Source organism: Sphingobacterium bambusae, assembly GCF_033955345.1.
In the GTDB taxonomy this organism is placed as follows: Bacteria; Bacteroidota; Bacteroidia; order Sphingobacteriales; family Sphingobacteriaceae; genus Sphingobacterium; species Sphingobacterium bambusae.
The window spans coordinates 1,820,763-1,838,537 of the sequence record NZ_CP138332.1; the positions used below are offsets into that span (position 1 = coordinate 1,820,763).

At 42.8% G+C, this 17,775-nt stretch carries 20 protein-coding genes; 8 read left to right on the top strand and 12 right to left on the bottom strand.

Annotation, left to right across the window (positions count from 1 at the left end; translation table 11 throughout):
- The first annotated feature begins 2 nt into the window (after nucleotides 1-2).
- The 4 genes from SCB77_RS07825 to SCB77_RS07840 all read left to right on the top strand — a co-directional run bounded on the left by SCB77_RS07825 (nucleotide 3) and on the right by SCB77_RS07840 (nucleotide 4,180).
- Nucleotides 3-1,616 (top strand): response regulator, encoded by a 1,614-nt coding sequence (locus SCB77_RS07825; RefSeq protein WP_320185872.1) that lies wholly within the window; start codon nucleotides 3-5, stop codon nucleotides 1,614-1,616.
- A gap of 49 nt (nucleotides 1,617-1,665) precedes the next feature.
- Nucleotides 1,666-2,196, top strand: coding sequence for an azurin (locus SCB77_RS07830; RefSeq protein WP_320185873.1), 531 nt, complete (start codon nucleotides 1,666-1,668; stop codon nucleotides 2,194-2,196).
- A gap of 143 nt (nucleotides 2,197-2,339) precedes the next feature.
- Nucleotides 2,340-3,746: a dihydrolipoyl dehydrogenase gene (gene lpdA / locus SCB77_RS07835; protein WP_320185874.1), complete on the top strand. Its 1,407-nt coding sequence runs from the start codon at nucleotides 2,340-2,342 to the stop codon at nucleotides 3,744-3,746.
- Between the two features lie 53 nt (nucleotides 3,747-3,799).
- Nucleotides 3,800-4,180 carry an acyl-CoA thioesterase gene (locus tag SCB77_RS07840; protein ID WP_320185875.1) on the top strand — a complete coding sequence of 127 codons (381 nt, stop codon included), beginning with the start codon at nucleotides 3,800-3,802 and terminating at the stop codon, nucleotides 4,178-4,180.
- A 15-nt stretch (nucleotides 4,181-4,195) separates the two neighbouring features.
- Here the strand turns inward: SCB77_RS07840 and SCB77_RS07845 are convergent, their stop codons facing one another.
- Nucleotides 4,196-4,486 (bottom strand): DUF3817 domain-containing protein, encoded by a 291-nt coding sequence (locus SCB77_RS07845; protein WP_320185876.1) that lies wholly within the window; start codon nucleotides 4,484-4,486, stop codon nucleotides 4,196-4,198.
- A 275-nt stretch (nucleotides 4,487-4,761) separates the two neighbouring features.
- Between SCB77_RS07845 and lpdA (SCB77_RS07850) the strand changes: the two genes are divergently transcribed.
- A complete protein-coding gene (gene lpdA / locus SCB77_RS07850) occupies nucleotides 4,762-6,150 on the top strand; it encodes a dihydrolipoyl dehydrogenase (RefSeq protein WP_320185877.1) in 1,389 nt (462 codons plus the stop codon).
- A 112-nt stretch (nucleotides 6,151-6,262) separates the two neighbouring features.
- Here the strand turns inward: lpdA (SCB77_RS07850) and SCB77_RS07855 are convergent, their stop codons facing one another.
- The 4 genes from SCB77_RS07855 to SCB77_RS07870 form a co-directional block, all read right to left on the bottom strand.
- Entirely contained in the window at nucleotides 6,263-7,270 is a 1,008-nt protein-coding gene (locus SCB77_RS07855; protein ID WP_320185878.1) for a LacI family DNA-binding transcriptional regulator, read from the bottom strand.
- Nucleotides 7,271-7,396: 126 nt separating this feature from the next.
- Nucleotides 7,397-7,957 (bottom strand): HAD family hydrolase, encoded by a 561-nt coding sequence (locus SCB77_RS07860; RefSeq protein WP_320185879.1) that lies wholly within the window; start codon nucleotides 7,955-7,957, stop codon nucleotides 7,397-7,399.
- A gap of 4 nt (nucleotides 7,958-7,961) precedes the next feature.
- Complete coding sequence (locus SCB77_RS07865; protein WP_320185880.1) at nucleotides 7,962-8,429, bottom strand: hypothetical protein; 468 nt, start codon at nucleotides 8,427-8,429, stop codon at nucleotides 7,962-7,964.
- A 4-nt stretch (nucleotides 8,430-8,433) separates the two neighbouring features.
- Entirely contained in the window at nucleotides 8,434-9,084 is a 651-nt protein-coding gene (locus SCB77_RS07870; RefSeq protein WP_320186612.1) for an ABC transporter ATP-binding protein, read from the bottom strand.
- Nucleotides 9,085-9,238: 154 nt separating this feature from the next.
- Between SCB77_RS07870 and sucC the strand changes: the two genes are divergently transcribed.
- From sucC to SCB77_RS07885, 3 genes are all read left to right on the top strand, one after another.
- Nucleotides 9,239-10,432 (top strand): ADP-forming succinate--CoA ligase subunit beta, encoded by a 1,194-nt coding sequence (gene sucC / locus SCB77_RS07875; RefSeq protein WP_320185881.1) that lies wholly within the window; start codon nucleotides 9,239-9,241, stop codon nucleotides 10,430-10,432.
- A 187-nt stretch (nucleotides 10,433-10,619) separates the two neighbouring features.
- On the top strand, nucleotides 10,620-12,065 hold the full coding sequence (asnS, locus tag SCB77_RS07880; protein ID WP_320185882.1) for an asparagine--tRNA ligase: 1,446 nt from the start codon (nucleotides 10,620-10,622) through the stop codon (nucleotides 12,063-12,065).
- A 148-nt stretch (nucleotides 12,066-12,213) separates the two neighbouring features.
- Nucleotides 12,214-12,834: an L-threonylcarbamoyladenylate synthase gene (locus tag SCB77_RS07885; protein ID WP_320185883.1), complete on the top strand. Its 621-nt coding sequence runs from the start codon at nucleotides 12,214-12,216 to the stop codon at nucleotides 12,832-12,834.
- Here the strand turns inward: SCB77_RS07885 and SCB77_RS07890 are convergent.
- The 7 genes from SCB77_RS07890 to tilS form a co-directional block, all read right to left on the bottom strand.
- Nucleotides 12,829-13,284 carry an SRPBCC domain-containing protein gene (locus tag SCB77_RS07890; protein WP_320185884.1) on the bottom strand — a complete coding sequence of 152 codons (456 nt, stop codon included), beginning with the start codon at nucleotides 13,282-13,284 and terminating at the stop codon, nucleotides 12,829-12,831. The two genes, SCB77_RS07885 and SCB77_RS07890, sit on opposite strands and share 6 nt — an antisense overlap.
- 53 nt (nucleotides 13,285-13,337) lie before the next feature.
- Entirely contained in the window at nucleotides 13,338-13,898 is a 561-nt protein-coding gene (locus tag SCB77_RS07895; RefSeq protein WP_320185885.1) for a Crp/Fnr family transcriptional regulator, read from the bottom strand.
- Nucleotides 13,898-14,212 carry a DUF721 domain-containing protein gene (locus SCB77_RS07900; RefSeq protein ID WP_320185886.1) on the bottom strand — a complete coding sequence of 105 codons (315 nt, stop codon included), beginning with the start codon at nucleotides 14,210-14,212 and terminating at the stop codon, nucleotides 13,898-13,900. The genes SCB77_RS07895 and SCB77_RS07900 overlap by 1 nt, the downstream gene beginning before the upstream one ends.
- A complete protein-coding gene (gene recF, locus SCB77_RS07905; protein WP_320185887.1) occupies nucleotides 14,205-15,308 on the bottom strand; it encodes a DNA replication/repair protein RecF in 1,104 nt (367 codons plus the stop codon). Before recF ends, SCB77_RS07900 begins: the two co-directional genes overlap by 8 nt.
- A 70-nt stretch (nucleotides 15,309-15,378) precedes the next feature.
- Nucleotides 15,379-15,705: a DUF4834 family protein gene (locus SCB77_RS07910; protein WP_320185888.1), complete on the bottom strand. Its 327-nt coding sequence runs from the start codon at nucleotides 15,703-15,705 to the stop codon at nucleotides 15,379-15,381.
- 134 nt (nucleotides 15,706-15,839) lie between these two features.
- Nucleotides 15,840-16,346 carry a hypothetical protein gene (locus tag SCB77_RS07915; RefSeq protein ID WP_320185889.1) on the bottom strand — a complete coding sequence of 169 codons (507 nt, stop codon included), beginning with the start codon at nucleotides 16,344-16,346 and terminating at the stop codon, nucleotides 15,840-15,842.
- Nucleotides 16,347-16,351: 5 nt separating this feature from the next.
- Nucleotides 16,352-17,683, bottom strand: a complete 1,332-nt coding sequence (gene tilS, locus SCB77_RS07920; RefSeq protein WP_320185890.1) for a tRNA lysidine(34) synthetase TilS — start codon at nucleotides 17,681-17,683, stop codon at nucleotides 16,352-16,354.
- Nucleotides 17,684-17,775 lie beyond the last annotated feature (92 nt).

Consider the following 17,775-nt stretch of genomic DNA (forward strand, 5'->3'; position numbering starts at 1 on the left):
CTATGAAAAATGTTAATCTTCTGATTTTAGATGACAAGGAGGAAAACATCATCAGTTTATCCGCCCTGTTGGCGGATGTTCAACACATCAATATCATTCGATCCACCGACCCCAATGAGGCATTGAAAATCTGTTGGAAAAATGACATCGCTATCGCTTTGGTGGACGTGCAAATGCCAGATATCAATGGTTTCGAGTTTGTTTCCTTGTTAAAATCAAACCCGAAGACGAACCATATCATGGCTATCATGGTAACGGCGATATCCAAAGAAGATCGATATCTACTGAAAGGGCTGGAGAGCGGAGCTATCGACTACCTCTACAAACCGCTCAACCCGGAGATAACGGTGGCAAAAGTGACTTCATTTGTTAACCAAATCCATATACAGGAAGAGATCAAGCAAAAAAACATCGCATTAGAAGAATCGAAGAAACAACTTACCCTAGCAAAGGAGGAAGCGGAAGAGGCGCGAAAATCGAAGGAAAGTTTCTTGGCAAATATGAGCCACGAAATACGCACACCTATCAATGGGATTATTGGGATTATCCACATGTTGCGCAACTCGCAGCTCAACCCCGAACAGCAGGACTGGATACATCGATTAGATATTGCATCCAACTCGTTACTACTGATCATCAACGATATCCTGGATATTTCCAAGATTGACTCCGGCATGATGAAAGTCGAGAATGAGAGCTTTTCGATCCGACAAAAACTGGAAGACATCCGAAATATCTTCAAAGTGAAAGCCACCGACAAACAATTGGACTTTGAAATGGATATCGATCCACGTTTGCCCAACTATGTAAAGAGCGACCCCCTGCGTATACAACAGATCATCAACAACTTTATCTCGAACAGCTTAAAGTTTACGGAAAGTGGAAAAATCACGCTTAAAGCCGAGGTTCTAGCGCAGTCCAACACCGAATCGACGGTACGCATGACCGTAACCGATACGGGGATAGGCGTAAAACCCGATGCCATTGACAAGATCTTCCTAGCCTTTGAACAGGCAGATGACGGGATTACTAAAAAGTTTGGAGGTACAGGGCTGGGCTTGGCGATTGTTAAGCGTCTGGCCGATTTGCTAAACGGAACTGTAGAAGCCAGCAGTGTGTATGGAGAGGGTTCGGCATTCTCCTTCCAAGCGACATTTGAACATGCCCAAGACTTCCCGCGGGAAGAAAAGATGGATAAAAAGGTCTTCTCTAAACTCGACAAGTTTGAGAATCTCCGCATTCTTATCGCGGAGGACAACGACCTAAACAGCTTCATGCTTGCACACATGTTGGAATCATGGGGCTGCAAAGTCGACAACGTTAAAAATGGTCGTTTAGCCGTGGAGAAAGTCAACAATAGCGAATACGATCTCATTATGATGGATACCCATATGCCCATCATGTCGGGCTTTGAGGCAATAAAGGAGATCAAAAAAAGTGAAAATCCACAAAAATCCTTTATCCCAATTATCACGATATCTGCCTCGGTATTGGAACATGAGCAAGCGGCAGCCTATGAGGCTGGTGCAGACAGCGTGATCGGCAAGCCGTTTGATCCCTTGGATCTACATCAAAAAATAAGCAAATTGATCAGCAAAAAAAGAGTACAACCTTGATTAAAAAATAATTGTTAGATTTGTTGAAAGCATATATTTAATTTGTAAAATGAAAAGATTATTTATTTTTCCTGCGATTGCAATCGCGCTATCACTAGCGGCATGTGGAGGTTCTGAAAATAAAAACACTTCTACAACCACAGAGGAAACAGCATCTACAGAGACCCCAGCGGCGGAAACAGTTCCTGGAATCGAAAATGTAGAACTTTCAAACACTATCGTTGTTGAATCCAACGATCAAATGAAATTTAACAAAGAATTACTTCGCGTAAAAGCTGGTGAAGAGGTTTCATTGACCTTGAAAAACGTAGGTACACTACCTAAAGAATCTATGGGTCATAACCTGATCGTCTTGAAACCAGGCGTAGATATCGCTACTTTTGCGGGTGAAGCTACGGCTGCAGCGGACGCTGACTACATTCCTAAAACTTCTCTTTCTTCCATTGCGGCACATACCAAATTGCTTGGACCGGGCGAAGAAGATAAAATCTCTTTTACATTGGAAAAAGGCACATACACCTTCATCTGTAGTTTCCCCGGACACTATGGTGTAATGCAAGGTAAAATTGTTGCAGAATAATTGGTGTTCATCCAAAAAACAAAAAAGCACTTATCGTTTGATAAGTGCTTTTTTATATATATACGCTTGGTTTTTTACAACTTAAATACAATTAAGTTTATTTAATTAGCTAACTTTGAGACTGTAACTATATACTAATTTTTATGCAATACGACGTAATCGTTATCGGAAGTGGTCCAGGTGGATATGTTGGCGCTATTCGCTGTGCACAGTTAGGACTTAAAACAGCTGTAATCGAAAAATACAGCAGCTTTGGGGGTACCTGCCTAAATGTAGGTTGTATTCCATCCAAGGCATTGTTGGATACATCCGAGCATTACCATAATGCCGCACACAACTTCGAAACGCACGGTATCGGACTTAGCAATCTAAAGATCGACGTCAAAAAGATGATCGACCGTAAAAATGACGTGATCGCTCAAAATACAGCTGGTATTACCTTTCTGTTTAAGAAAAACAAAATAGATGCATACGAAGGTATGGGTTCTTTCGTAGACAAAAACACCATCAAAGTAACCAAGAGCGACGGAACTACCGAAGAGCTTAAGGCAAAAAATGTGATCATCGCTACCGGTTCAAAACCTACGGCGCTTCCATTCTTACCTGTAGACAAGAAACGTATTATCACGTCGACAGAAGCACTCAACCTACAGGAAGTACCTAAGCACCTCATCGTGATTGGCGGTGGTGTTATTGGTTTGGAATTAGGTTCGGTTTACGCACGTTTGGGCGCTAAAGTGTCTGTTGTAGAATTTGCCAAGTCGATCATCAGCACGATGGACGGTGGATTGGGAAAAGAATTGCAGCGCGTATTGAAGAAAAACCTAGGTATGGAATTCTTTCTTGGACATAAAGTAACTGGCGCAACAGCAAAAGGCAAGAAAGTGACCGTTACAGCGGAAGATTCAAAAGGCCAAGCCGTGGAATTGGAAGGAGACTACTGTATCGTTTCTGTTGGTAGAACAGCTTATACAGCAGGCTTAGGCTTGGAAAATATAGGTATCAAAACCGAAGAGCGCGGCAATAAGATCCCCGTAAACGAGCACTTGGAAACCAGCGTAGAAGGTGTTTATGCCATCGGTGATGTTGTTAAAGGAGCGATGTTGGCGCACAAAGCCGAAGACGAGGGTATCTATGTGGCCGAGCGTATCGTTGGTCAAAAACCGCATATCGACTATAACTTGATCCCAGGTGTGGTCTATACTTGGCCAGAAGTTGCTTCGGTTGGTAAAACAGAAGAACAATTGAAAGAGGCAGGAGTAAAATATAAGTCCGGTTCTTTCTCCTTCAAGGCATCGGGGCGCGCGAAAGCCTCTGGTGATACCGATGGATTTGTCAAAGTATTGGCAGATAGCGAAACGGATGAAGTGTTAGGCGTACATATCATAGGCCCTCGCGCAGCAGATATGATTGCGGAAGCGGTTGTTGCCATGGAATACAGAGCCTCTGCGGAGGATATCGGTAGAATATGCCATGCGCATCCGACATTCACGGAAGCGTTGAAAGAAGCAGCTCTCGCTGCTACTGCAAACCGAGCTATCCACGCTTAAAAATACAAAGGGCAAGATATTTCCATCTTGCCCTTTTCAATTAACATAACATTATGAATTTTTATACACGAAAATGGATTAAACCCGAGGATTTAAATCCGAACGGCTCTCTTTTTGGAGGAACATTGCTACGCTGGATTGACGAAGAAGCTGTCATTTATGCAATCGTGCAATTGGGCAATCCACATGTGGTGACGAAGTATATTTCCGAGATCAATTTTGTCAGTTCAGCGAAGCAGGGCGACATCATTGAGATGGGGATTGAAGCAGTTAATTTTGGACGAACTTCGTTGACCATGCGCTGTGTGGTTCGCAACAAAATCACCCGTAAGATTATCCTGTCCATTGACAAACTGGTGTTTGTCAACTTAGATCCTGACGGCAATCCTACGCCGCATAACAAGACCGAAATTACTTACGCATATCGCGATTAATACATCAAATAGCTTCTACTTTTTAGAAGCTATTTGCTTTTTAAGGTCACGCTCCACCCAAAACGATACAATAGGAATAAGCGACAGCACGAAGTAAGTCGCCACGCGCTTGAGCGTCCATTTGTATTCGCTCCAGCACATAATTAGCATCACGACGAACAATACAACCAAAAAACCGTGTATTGATCCGGCAACCTTGACCGCTTCCGGAATTTTGGCAATATATTTTAAGGGCATGGCCACAAAGAAGAGGATAACCGTAGATATGGCTTCCCACAAGGCAATCTGTTGAAATATGCGTAACATAGTCGATCCACAAAATGATTTCCGCAAACTTACTGCAAAAAGCTTCAGTACGAAGAATTTACTTCAGTATTTACGCTAGCCTGACAAGCGCCCGCTCTTACGCGACTGTATGCGGTAAGAAACCTAAAAAACCGTTGCTTGATACCCAAAATTTTATGTATTTTTGAGGGTTCGGAATGAGAACAAAGTCTTAACTACAAATATTAATAGGTGATAACTGTTGGGGCTGCAAAGCATCGACAATTATTGTTTATGACGTTAAAAATAACATACATATGAATTACGACATCGTAGTAATCGGTAGTGGTCCTGGAGGATATGTAGCTGCTATCCGTGCATCCCAATTAGGCTTCAAGACAGCAATTATTGAACGCGAAGCATTAGGTGGAATCTGCTTAAATTGGGGATGTATCCCGACCAAAGCCTTGTTAAAAAGTGCGCAGGTATTTGAGTATTTAAACCATGCCGAGGAATATGGTATTAAGGTTCAAGGTGGCGAAGCCGATTTTTCCGCTATCGTGAAAAGAAGCCGCGGTGTTGCCGACGGCATGAGCAAAGGTATCCAGTTCTTGATGAAAAAGAACAAGATCGATGTGATCATGGGTACAGCCAAAGTGAAAAAAGGCGGAAAAATTGAAGTAAAAGGTGCAGATGGTGCAGTAAAAGAGTACACCGCAAAGCATACGATCTTAGCTACAGGAGCTCGTTCTCGCGAGTTACCAAACCTTCCACAAGACGGCAAAAAAATCATTGGTTACCGCCAAGCGATGAACCTGCCTAAGCAGCCTAAATCACTTGTTGTGGTTGGTTCAGGTGCTATTGGTGTTGAATTTGCTTATTTCTACAACGCTATCGGTACGCAAGTAACGATTGTAGAGTTTATGGATAGAATTGTACCAGTAGAAGATGAAGAGGTATCGAAGCAATTGGAGAAATCCTTGAAAAAAGCAGGCATCAATATCTTGACCAAATCCGAAGTACAATCAGTAGATACATCCGGCGACTTGAGCAAGGTTTCCATCAAAACGGCTAAAGGTACAGAGACTATCGAAGCTGAAGTAGTATTATCTGCGGTGGGCATCACGCCAAACATTGAGAACTTAGGCTTGGAAGAAGCTGGCATCAAAACCGATAAAGGACGTGTCTTGGTAGACGATTACTACAAAACAAATGTAGACGGTGTGTACGCCATTGGTGATATCGTAAAAGGGCAAGCTTTGGCGCACGTCGCTTCTGCCGAAGGTATCACCTGTGTTGAGAAAATCAAAGGTCTACATGTCGAGCCTATTGATTACAACAACATCCCTGGATGTACCTACTGCTCACCGGAGATTGCATCTGTTGGTTACACGGAAAAAGCGGCAAAAGATGCCGGTTATGAAGTAAAAGTAGGTAAATTCCCATTCTCGGCATCAGGAAAAGCTTCGGCGGCTGGTGCAAAAGATGGTTTCGTGAAGCTGGTATTCGATGCTAAATATGGCGAACTACTAGGCGCCCATATGATCGGTGCGAACGTAACGGAGATGATTGCCGAAATCGTTGTGGCTAGAAAACTAGAGACTACAGGTCATGAAATGATCAAGGCTATCCACCCGCATCCAACGATGAGCGAAGCCATCATGGAAGCGGCAGCAGATGCCTATGGTGAAGTTATCCACTTATAAGAGCATAAAAGAGGCGCAAATTTTGCGCCTCTTTTTATTTTACACGTCCTCCAACTTCAGACCGATAGGTCAGGTTGAAATGAACTAGAAACTCGTTCCTGTCTTTACTCCCTTAATTTTTCAGTACAAGCTTAGAGTCGAATATAACCGTCTCCGTTTTGCTATCATCTTTCGTACCGATCTGTTTAAACAAAATCTCGGCAGCACGACGAGCCTGTTTATCCGGATACTGTTCGATGCTTCCCATTGGGGGATTTTCCATGTATTTCCACAAAGGATAGTTCGCATAACTGATAAAAAAGATATCCCTTTTCTGCACAAGCCCTTTCTGACGCACGTATTTAATCACATCCAAGGTGACAAAATCATTGAAGGAGACAATCGCCGACGGGCGGTCCGGCAGCATCAATAACCTTTCTATAGCCTCAATATTACCAGCCTCCGTCAAGTCGGTATTGACCACATACTTAACATCGAATGACAGCTTTTCCTGCAACAGAGCATCCTTATAAGCTTCGGCGCGTTCTTGGGAAGCGAGCAGGCTTTCCGGTCCGTTGATCAAGGCAATATTCTTATGTCCTATCGCGGCAAAAGATTTAATAGCCTCCTGCATTCCAGATGACAGATCGCTGTACACTTTATTGACGCCTTCGATACGTGGCACACAGTCGAAAAATACGATAGGAATTTCCGATTCCTTCAGCATAGTTACAAAACCCAAATCTTCGGTATTTTTCCCCAAAGACATAAGGATGCCATCCACGCGATGCTTCTTGAACGTATGGATAATCTGCAGCTCTCGCGCGGCATCATCATGCGACTGTCCCATCAATACCGTATAATTCTCTTCGCCGGCCACATTTTCTATTTCGCTAATAGCCGAAGAGAAAAAAGGTTCAGAAAGACTTGGTAAAATAACGCCGATCGTAAACGTACGACGCTGTTTAAAGAAAATAGCCGTTTGATTAGGTTCATAATGCAGCTCTTCTGCCATCTTCTTCACGCGCATCGTGGTTACTAAACCAATACTCGGATGATTGTTTAGCGCGCGTGAAACGGTAGACGCCGAAATCTTCAACTTGCGCGCAATTTCCTTAATTGTAGCAGGTTTCTTTTTCATACCTTATTGGTTATTAAGTAAACAAATATATAGCTATTTCATGTGATCCAGCCGGATAGACCTAAACTTACAATTTTTTACGGTATAATCCCAATAATTAAGTTAACTCCCTATACGATTAAACCTTTACAGCTGATGGATTATACAAATATCGTCTTTTTCCACTTGATAGGTTTCCGCTAGAAAATCCAACGCTTCAATATTTCTAAATTGCAGTTCTTTCAGAAAAAAAACTTTCATTGAGGACAGTAGCGGATGTAACTCCTGCCAGTCCAAGTGCTTTAGTTTATTGAGTTGCTCTACAGGATTGCCATCAGTCAAAATGCCAATCTGCTTCTTTGATGTCGACAGTGTTTGCAAGAATGCTTTTGTCTTTTCTGGTATAAATAGCTTCAATGGCAAATGTGCATTTGCCTGCAAACGTTCAAAGTTCTCTTTATAGCTATCGCTCAGATTAAAATGGTCGAAAGTCTCTGATAACACGGCAACTTCCCCACGCTCTTCATAGACCGACTTCATAAAATCAACCATCGACTTGCTCAGCTCACGTCCTTCGGTGAATTCCACAAAATTGGCAAACAAATAATACACCTGCAAGAGATAATCACGCTTCGGAAACAGAAGGTCATCGATTTCAAGCAGGTAAACCGACCTATCTAAGCTTACATCCCATTCTATTTTATCCATTGGGCTATACTATACATAATATGGGTTCATCGCCTTCATCAGAAAGCACAACAGCTCCCGATACAGGTGGTTCGGCCATAGTTTCATTGGTCAACATATCAACACCTCGATTTAGAATATGTATGTCAGCAGTGCTCGGAGGGTTCTCTAACAGACGAACGCCGAGGAGCTCATCTGGGAGCAATAAGGAAATACCATATTCTTCAAACAAAACCCTTGTTTCATGTAAGACCTGCAACTCCATTTTACCTAAAGGTAAGACATAGCGGTAATCTTCGTCCAAAGCGAGTTTCAACAATTCATGTGCAAAAGTAGGATTAGCGCCAGTGGGGATTTTTCTAAAGTTCCCCTTCAACAGCAATTCCGGAAAAGACTCGCTGCTGGCATAGTGACATTCAAACGCCGCGGCCAATACTTTTCCTATACGCTGAGCAAAAGGCCTAGTCCCATATGTTATTAATAATTTGTGCATTATTTTAGAGTATTTGACCGTCACGCATATGTACGGTGCGGTCGGATATACTAGCCAACTCTTCGTTATGCGTTACAATAATAAAGGTCTGTTGTAGGGATTCCCGGAGCTCGAAGAACAGCTGATGCAGCGAGGCCGCATTTTCTGAATCCAAATTTCCCGAAGGTTCATCCGCCAGCAGAAGAGCGGGACTGTTCATTAGTGCACGTGCTACAGATACACGCTGCTGCTCGCCTCCTGACATCTCGGAAGGTTTATGATCGACACGATGTTTAACGCCCAATCGATCCAATAATTCCATCCCGCGCGACTCCGCTTGTTTGCGGCTTTGACCACGAATGAAGGCAGGAATACATACATTTTCCAATGCTGTAAATTCTGGTAGAAGATGGTGAAATTGGAACACAAAACCAATATGCTCATTTCTGAACAAGCTCATTTTCTTTTGACTAAGCTCTCCAATATCCACATTGTTTATCACCAGTCGTCCACGGTCCGGCTTGTCCAACGTACCGATAATATGGAGTAGCGTGCTCTTCCCTGCGCCGGAAGCACCCACGATAGAAACAATCTCTCCTTTTTCTACGGACAGGTCTACGCCCCGCAAAATAGGCAGCTGCCCATAAGACTTGTGTATTTGACTTGCCTTCAATATCATATTGCGAAGGTAAGGAAAATGAGACGAAATCAGCGCATCAATTCTAGCGGATCCATACACGCAAAAAATAGCACCGATTATCTCGTTTTTTACCAAAGAATTACTTGCCCCTTCCATTTAAAAACCATATTTTTACCACAAATTTTTTAAGATGAATATTCACGAATATCAAGCAAAAGAAATACTTAAAGGTTTTGGTGTAAGGGTTCAGGAAGGAATTCTTGCGGAAACTCCAGAGCAAGCTGTACAGGCTGCACAAAAATTAAAACAAGATTTTAATTCAGACTGGGTGGTAGTAAAAGCACAAATTCACGCTGGTGGCCGTGGTAAAGGCGGTGGCGTTAAATTGGCTAAAAACCACGACGAAGTGCTCGAACGTTCTACAGACATTATCGGCATGCAGTTGGTCACTCCGCAAACTGGACCTGAAGGAAAAAAAGTTCACAAAGTTTTGGTAGCACAAGACGTTTACTATCCTGGTGAAAGCGATATTAAAGAGTTTTATGTTTCTGTCTTGTTAGATCGTGCTAAAGGTCGCAACATCATCATGTATTCTACAGAAGGTGGAATGGACATTGAAGAAGTAGCAGAAAAAACACCTCATTTGATCTTCAAAGAGGAAGTAGATCCTAAAGCAGGCCTTCAAGGCTTCCAAGCGCGTAAGATAGCTTTCAATTTGGGTCTTTCTGGTGCTGCACATAAGGAGATGGTTAAATTCATCGGCTCCCTTTACAAAGCATACGATAGCATCGATGCTTCTTTGTTCGAGATTAACCCGGTATTGAAAACATCCGACGACAAAATTTTAGCAGTTGATGCAAAAGTTAATTTCGATGAGAATGCACTTTACCGTCACGCAGATTACGCAGCCCTACGCGATGTATTGGAAGAAGATCCAACAGAAGTAGAAGCTGGCGCATCGAATTTGAACTACGTAAAATTAGATGGTAACGTAGGTTGTATGGTGAATGGTGCTGGTTTAGCGATGGCAACTATGGATATCATCAAGATTGCCGGTGGTGAGCCTGCAAACTTTTTGGACGTAGGTGGTACAGCAAATGCTGAAACGGTGAAGGCCGGATTCAACATCATCTTGAAAGATCCTAACGTAAAGGCTATTTTAATTAACATCTTCGGTGGTATTGTTCGTTGTGACCGCGTAGCGCAAGGTGTAATCGATGCATACAACGAAATTGGCGACATCCCTGTGCCGATCATCGTTCGCTTGCAAGGTACAAATGCTGCTGAAGCGAAAAAATTGATCGACGATTCAGGATTGAAAGTTTATTCAGCAATTTTGTTGAAGGAAGCTGCTGAGCTTGTAACGAAAGTGTTGAAAGGATAATTTTCTTTTTCATAATATAGAAAAGCCTTTGGAAATTTCCAGAGGCTTTTTTTGTCACCCGCTGTTTATTTATCTTCATCATCGAGTTTCCCTTAACTTTATCAACCTTCCCCACGTAATTAAAAAATAATAAGCTATTTTTGTAAACTCAAATATAACAGGAAAAGACGCTCATTATAGTTTACTAATGGAACATACACGTATAAAACAACTATTACAGTCAGAAGAAACTGGCAAAGAAGTTATTGTTAAAGGTTGGGTAAGAACATTCCGCAACAATCAGTTTATCGCTATAAATGATGGATCGACCATTCACAATATACAGGCAGTAGTTGATTTCGAAAATACCGACGAGGCCCTGTTAAAAAGAATCACTACAGGAGCGGCTATCCGTGTTAAAGGTGAGCTTGTAGCCTCCTTAGGCAAAGGGCAACGCGTAGAGATTAAAGTTATCGAACTTAATATATTGGGCGATTCAGATCCCGAGAAATTCCCATTGCAGCCCAAGAAGCACAGCTTAGAATTCCTTCGTGAAATTGCCCATTTAAGGTTTCGCACGGGAACATTCAACGCAATCTTCAAAGTACGCAATGCATTGGCATTTGCCGTAAATAAGTTCTTTAACGAACGGGACTTTGTGTATATGCACACGCCTATTATTACTGGATCCGACGCCGAAGGCGCTGGTGAAATGTTCCGTGTTACAACCTTAGACCTGAACAATCCTCCACGTACGGAGTCAGGTGAAATTGACTTTAAGGAAGATTTCTTTGGCAAGTCCACCAACCTTACCGTATCGGGGCAATTGGAAGGCGAACTAGCAGCGATGGCTTTCGGGAACATCTATACGTTTGGCCCTACGTTCCGTGCCGAAAACTCTAATACCACGCGCCATTTGGCCGAATTTTGGATGATAGAGCCGGAAATGGCTTTCTATGAGTTAGAAGATAACATGGATCTGGCGGAAGAGCTGTTGAAGTATGTAATCAATTACGCCTTAACGGTTTGTCCGGACGAGATTGAGTTCTTACGCAACCGCTTATTACAAGAAGAAAAATCAAAACCACAGGCTGAACGTTCGGAATTGGATTTGGTTGAAAAATTACATTTTGTTATCCAAAACCGCTTTGAGCGCGTGAGCTATACCGACGCGGTGGAAATTCTTAAACGTAGCAAACCTAATCAGAAGAAGCAATTTAAGTACCTTATTGAAGAGTGGGGAGCGGATTTACAATCCGAGCATGAGCGCTACTTAGTCGAAAAACATTTCAAAAAACCGGTTATCTTAACCGACTATCCGCGGGAGATCAAATCATTCTACATGAAACAGAATGAGCCAGATGCACAAGGTCGCCAAACGGTGCGTGCCATGGACATCTTGTTCCCGGGCATTGGCGAGATGGTCGGCGGTTCTCAACGGGAGGAAAACTTGGAAAAACTGTTGACACGCATGGCCGAGGTTGGCATCCCCGAAGAAGAAATGGACTGGTTTTTGGATACACGTCGATTTGGTTCAGCACCGCATTCGGGATTCGGTGTAGGCTTCGAGCGACTGGTATTGTTTGTCACAGGAATGACCAACATCCGCGATGTGATACCTTTTCCAAGAACACCGAAGAGTGCTGCTTTTTAGCAAAAAAATATACCTATACAGAACCGCCGAACATTTTTTACGTTTGGCGGTTCTCTTTTAAGAGATAAGCTATTCCATACCTGCCCCTAAACAAGTTGGTCATCAGGGTGAACAAGCGTGTTTTTGGTGCACAATTAAATATACGATCATGTTGTTAAAGATATACGAAGATAATCCAAACCCCAAAGCTATACAGCAGGCCGTCGAGGTGCTGCAAAAGGGAGGCGTCATCATCTACCCTACCGACACCGTTTACGGTATCGGTTGTGACATTACCAATCAGAAAGCCATCGAACGTGTATGCCAGATCCGTGGTTTGCGCCCAGACAAGTCTAACTTGTCCTTCATATGTTACGACCTAACGGATATCTCCAATTACACGAAACCCTTCGATACGGCCGTATTCAGGGTATTGAAGAAGGCGCTACCGGGCCCCTTCACCTTTATTTTCAATGCCAGTGGGAAAGTGCCCAAACTACTGAGCTCTAAAAAGAAAACCGTAGGTATCCGTGTTCCCGACAATAACATCGTGCGAGAGATAGTGAAAGAATTGGGGCGTCCAATTGTGACCTCATCTATCCATGACGAAGATGATATCATCGAATATTCGACTGACCCGGAATTGATCTACGAGAAATACCAAGATCTTGTGGATATCGTTATCGACGGCGGATATGGTGGAAATGTGGCATCAACAGTCGTTGATCTCACCTCTGGTGAATTTGAAGTTATTCGGGAAGGAAAGGGAGATTTAGAGGAATATCTATAGACTCATTGTGACTTGCTCTTCTACCTTTCTTTTCAACGCTTGGTTAAAAGCTTCAAAACCTCTTTGCGTAGGCCCAAGAATCATTTTCCTCAACAGGGGCACCAACAGTCCATCAAAGTGCTCTCCTTGTATAAATAGAGTCGTCCCATTGGGTAATGGCTTCAATATAAAATAATGTTCTCCATCAAAAAGACCTGGCAGCAACAGTCGACCTCTCCAACGCAATTCCTTCATTTCTACTAATTGAAGCACCTTGGGATGCATGGTCATCTTCTTGCCATCTGGCTGCTGCAACAACACCGTTGTCGACTCCCCTTGTTGGGGTGCTGCAGTCAAAAAAAGGATTGTAGGACTCCACTCCGTGTAGGCTTTGAAATCGGAAAACACTTGCCATACCTGTTCGACGGTAGCGTTGATGTTAATTTGCTTCTCTATATCTATTTTTCGCATAGCACAAAAATAATACGGCACAAGAAGCTTTGGCTTGACAAAAATCAAGAAAACTACTTAGCGCGAATACGGCTCAGCGTTTCCGGGCTCATCCCCAGCAAAGAAGCGATATATTGCAGCGGAACCTGATTGAAATGGTTAGGATACTGGGCGAAATAGCGGGCGTAGCGTTCCTCTGTAGATAGCGCAATAAAGTCGAAAATTCGGTTTTCCATCACGGAAAAACACTTCGCAACAAATCTTTTTTCCAACATATTCCAAGCGGGCAGCTCCTTCTCAAATTGCAGGTAGTCAGCATAGGAAAGTGTCCATAGCGTCGTCTCCGACAGCGCTCGGATATTCCAGCGAGCAGGCTCTCGAAACATAAAGGAAGAGATATCCGTTAGAAAATGTCCTGCATCTCCGATCCATTGTGTCACCTCTCTCTTTTCGGTTTCGGCAAAAACACGAACCAAACCGGAACTAATAAAACTAAACTTGTTGCAACGCTCGCCCGTTTGCAGGAAGTAAGCATTTTTAGGAAGTAATTCGGGAGAAAACTTACTGGAAAAAACCTGCGCCTCCGTTTCACTGATGTCGAACATCACACTAAAAGCGCGCGTAAGCTGTATCATTAAAGAATAATAAATTCTTCTATTACCACATGTCCGACGTACTCATTGACACGCCCTATAATCTGTCGACGCATCATCGCGAGTTCATTCTTGATAACCGCTGACTCGACCCTCACGAAGAGTTTCTTGTTGTGTATATAAATTTTCTGTGTTCGGTTAGCAATGGCACTACCTATGATCTCGGGCCAAGCGGTAACGATCGATGATTCATCAAATTTAGAGCGCAAGCGGTACACTTCGATCCATTTTTCAACGGCTTCTTTAATTCCGATGTCGTCTTTCGTCGGAATTTCATCAAATTTCTTCTTATACATCAACCGTGCCTCCTTTAACCTCAAAAATACGAATTGGCTTTTCTATTTCATCGAAAATTTGTTTTATTCTTTCCCCATTTGTATCCGTCAGGAAAATCTGTCCAAATTCATCTTCAGAAACCAATTGCATAAGCTTACGGGTTCGGTATTCATCCAGTTTATCAAAAATATCGTCCAAAAGCAGCAGCGGCTTATATTGTTTACACGCCCGCAAGAAGCTGTATTGTGCAAGCTTCAGGGCGATGAGAAAAGATTTCTGCTGTCCTTGTGATCCGAACTTCTTCAAAACCATTCCATCATGTATGGTAAACAGGAGATCATCCTTATGTATGCCTTGCGTTGTGCGTTCCAAGGCGCGATCTCTATCAATGGATTGCCGCAATAGCGTCTCGAAATCCTGCCCCATCAAGGGTGACTCGTAAACCAAAGCAACCTGCTCCGCATCGGTACTCAAGAAAGCATAATACCGTTCGAATTCCGGTAAAAAGCGTTCCATAAATTGCTTGCGACGGGAGAAAATACGCTCACCGGCTTCCACCAACTGTAGATTGAGCACCTCCAAAAGTCCGACATCAAAAACGCCTTTCTCCCGGATTTGCTTCAACAGTGTATTGCGTTGCAATAGAATCTTATTGTACTGAATAAGTATATCCAGGTATTGATTATCGGTTTGGGAGATAACGTTATCCATAAATTTCCGTCGCTCTTCACTACCATCGGTGACAATACTCGTATCACTCGGAGAGATCATTACCAGTGGAAATTGACCGATGTGATCCGCTAAACGTGGATAATCTTTTTTATTCTTCTTAAACTGTTTTTTTTGATTTTTTTTTAGGCTACAGGATATGGTGTCCGATGCATAGTCTTTATCAAATTCTCCTTGAACCATAAACCAATCTTCTCCCTTTTTGATATGTTGGGAATCAATAGGATTGAAATAAGATTTACACAGGGCAAGGTAATGTATGGCATCTAACAAGTTTGTCTTTCCCGCACCATTAGGACCGGCAAATGCATTCACTTGCGCCAAAAAATCCAAGGAAGTTTCCGTGTAATTCTTAAAATTTAAGACAGAGAGTTGCTTTAGCCACATGTATGAAGGAAAATCCAAAAATAAAAATTTAATAAGGAAGGGGCAAACAATGTTTGCCGCATTCACGCTATTATTTTATTTCTTCAAAATCCACGAATTCACCGGCCGTCTGTGTACCTTTCCGTTGTTTGGCTTCTTCCGTAGGAACGTAATCCACACGAATCTCGCCATTGTTTCGTCCGTTCTGATCCTGCTGTTGCTTAAACTGGTCAAAAGGGTTGCTTTGTTGGTATTGGTAGCGTCCATTTCCTGCGCCCTGTTGCGCCTGCTGTGCTGCTTTGCCCATAAGGCGTTCGGAAAGCTTCCGTAAAGCAATGGGCATCAACAAGCGAAATAAGAACTTCACGCCGTAAAAAACCAAGAAAAATATAAGGATAAACTTTATTAAAAATTCCATGTGCTAAACTATTTGATCAAATTTACTAAAAATCTATAAACCCTTTCGTCAACAAAATGTCAGCATGAATATGTTAACAGATTTTAACGCGGAAAATCGCACACCAAGCGCGCAACGCTATGGTTAAGATGATCTTACGAAATTCCTTTATCTCCTTTTAGTCTTTGCTGCGCTAACTCCACGGCACGTACGAATTCTTCCGCCTTGTGCGAACCAATGATATAGATCAATCCTTCTTTATCCGTCAGCCAAACGGCATCTTTCCCTCCGGAATAAAAACGTATTTTACCGTTTTTATGTAGATTATAAACAGGATTATTGAAAATGAATAAACTGTATGGTTTTCGTTCGACCTTAACAATATTATACAAGTCGATCTTCACCAAACGAGAGGACCACAGTCCGCTAATTATCAAAAACTTACCGCCTACAACAGTCTTGTAATGCACCATATAGATCATGATGATCGACACCACGATAATACTCACACCGACGATAAAGAAAAGTTGGCTCGACGCCAAGTGCTGCAGATTCAGGTAATAGGCAATAAAACAGAATAATACCAAGATCATCCGTACACTTAACCAGGTCGCATCACGTCCTAGGTATTGCTTTTCCTGAAATAGATATTGTCCATCCATAGCCATTATTTATAAACCAAAGTAAACACTTTTTTTGTACTTTCCGTTATCCGATAGCGATTATCCAGTCTGTAGCCCACCACCCAAATTATATCACCATTGCCATTCAGCAAGATTGGAATCTGTTCCTTTTCAAACAGCGATATCTTCTTTTGCACAAAGTAGTCACTAAGTTTTTGTTTGCCTTGCATCCCTAAGGGATAAAATACGTCGCCCTGTCTCCAGTAGCGTAGGGTTAAGGGAAAAACCAATTTAGTATAATCTATCTTCGCCCTATCCGCCCGCGGATCTATACTGCTGTCTTCTCCTGCCGATCCTTGAAAAGTATAGGCGCCAAAAAAGACTTTGCTATCGCTCTCATAAAAAGAAATCGAATCGATCCGCCCCAGTTCAGACAAAATAGGGCGTAACAATAAGGAGCTTCGGTCGAGAAGCAATTCGTGCGTTCCCGAATAGAAGCGTCTGCCCGGTTCGCCATCCCAAGCGCGCTGCAGATCGCCTAGCACCTCCTTCGAAAAACCATAGGGATTAAAAAGTTCGTAAAGTAACCCTGTATTGCTTAGATACTGTTCCAATTCCGCGCGTTCTATTTCAACAAAATCCGCCTTTTGCCGAAATAGGCTGTCGCGAATCGGCAAGATGAAGGATTGCAACAGCGTGTATGTCTCGCTGAAGTTAGCGATGTTATCCAGCATCACCGCATCAAAATCGGGATTAACCTCCCTTAGCTTAGGCAACACCTCGATACGAATCTTATTTCGTGCATATTTGGTGGAGAAATTCGATTGGTCATCCCGAAACGGGATACCCAAGGCTGTCACATGTTTAGTTATCTGATCCGCGCTAAGAAATAGCAATGGACGAATCAAGAGGCCTTGCTTTGGTAGGATTCCACGCAGGCCCCGCAGGCCTGTTCCTCTGCTCATATTGATGAGCGTCGTTTCGATATGATCTTGCTGATGCTGCGCGATAGCAATCCATTGGGCATTTTCTTGCTGTCTTAATGCTTCGAACCAAGCGTAGCGCAGATCTCGTGCAGCCATCTGTATAGATATGCCCTTTTCGTCCGCATAGGATTCGGTATCAAATCGTTGTACGAAACAAGGCACAGCATATTGTGCCGCAAACTGCCGTACCAATGCCTCATCGGCATCCGAGTCGGCACCTCGCAAACTAAAGTTACAATGTGCCAAGCGACAGTCGTATCCCAACTGTATGAAAAGATAAGCCATCAGCATCGAATCACGCCCGCCACTGACGGCCACAATGATCCGATCATTTTCGGCAATAGCCAAGCTTTCCTGTAGGTATTTCTGAAATTGGCGAAGCAAATCCATAGACCAAAGTTAAGACAATATTCTATCCAAAAGTATTTGGCAGGAAAAATTGTGCTTTAACATTTTTTTGCTTTTTTATTAGCTATTTTTGC

What these genes read in the sequence shown, in the direction of transcription:
- SCB77_RS07895 (WP_320185885.1), bottom strand. Translation starts at nt 13,898, where the DNA reads ATGATACAGCTTACGCGCGCTTTTAGTGTGATGTTCGACATCAGTGAA.
- tilS (WP_320185890.1), bottom strand. Translation starts at nt 17,683, where the DNA reads ATGGATTTGCTTCGCCAATTTCAGAAATACCTACAGGAAAGCTTGGCT.
- recF (WP_320185887.1), bottom strand. Translation starts at nt 15,308, where the DNA reads ATGTGGCTAAAGCAACTCTCTGTCTTAAATTTTAAGAATTACACGGAA.
- SCB77_RS07845 (WP_320185876.1), bottom strand. Translation starts at nt 4,486, where the DNA reads ATGTTACGCATATTTCAACAGATTGCCTTGTGGGAAGCCATATCTACG.
- SCB77_RS07825 (WP_320185872.1), top strand. Translation starts at nt 3, where the DNA reads ATGAAAAATGTTAATCTTCTGATTTTAGATGACAAGGAGGAAAACATC.
- SCB77_RS07865 (WP_320185880.1), bottom strand. Translation starts at nt 8,429, where the DNA reads ATGCACAAATTATTAATAACATATGGGACTAGGCCTTTTGCTCAGCGT.
- SCB77_RS07915 (WP_320185889.1), bottom strand. Translation starts at nt 16,346, where the DNA reads ATGGATGGACAATATCTATTTCAGGAAAAGCAATACCTAGGACGTGAT.
- SCB77_RS07910 (WP_320185888.1), bottom strand. Translation starts at nt 15,705, where the DNA reads ATGGAATTTTTAATAAAGTTTATCCTTATATTTTTCTTGGTTTTTTAC.
- SCB77_RS07900 (WP_320185886.1), bottom strand. Translation starts at nt 14,212, where the DNA reads ATGTATAAGAAGAAATTTGATGAAATTCCGACGAAAGACGACATCGGA.
- lpdA (WP_320185874.1), top strand. Translation starts at nt 2,340, where the DNA reads ATGCAATACGACGTAATCGTTATCGGAAGTGGTCCAGGTGGATATGTT.
- SCB77_RS07830 (WP_320185873.1), top strand. Translation starts at nt 1,666, where the DNA reads ATGAAAAGATTATTTATTTTTCCTGCGATTGCAATCGCGCTATCACTA.
- sucC (WP_320185881.1), top strand. Translation starts at nt 9,239, where the DNA reads ATGAATATTCACGAATATCAAGCAAAAGAAATACTTAAAGGTTTTGGT.
- SCB77_RS07860 (WP_320185879.1), bottom strand. Translation starts at nt 7,957, where the DNA reads ATGGATAAAATAGAATGGGATGTAAGCTTAGATAGGTCGGTTTACCTG.
- asnS (WP_320185882.1), top strand. Translation starts at nt 10,620, where the DNA reads ATGGAACATACACGTATAAAACAACTATTACAGTCAGAAGAAACTGGC.
- SCB77_RS07890 (WP_320185884.1), bottom strand. Translation starts at nt 13,284, where the DNA reads ATGCGAAAAATAGATATAGAGAAGCAAATTAACATCAACGCTACCGTC.
- SCB77_RS07855 (WP_320185878.1), bottom strand. Translation starts at nt 7,270, where the DNA reads ATGAAAAAGAAACCTGCTACAATTAAGGAAATTGCGCGCAAGTTGAAG.
- lpdA (WP_320185877.1), top strand. Translation starts at nt 4,762, where the DNA reads ATGAATTACGACATCGTAGTAATCGGTAGTGGTCCTGGAGGATATGTA.
- SCB77_RS07840 (WP_320185875.1), top strand. Translation starts at nt 3,800, where the DNA reads ATGAATTTTTATACACGAAAATGGATTAAACCCGAGGATTTAAATCCG.
- SCB77_RS07885 (WP_320185883.1), top strand. Translation starts at nt 12,214, where the DNA reads ATGTTGTTAAAGATATACGAAGATAATCCAAACCCCAAAGCTATACAG.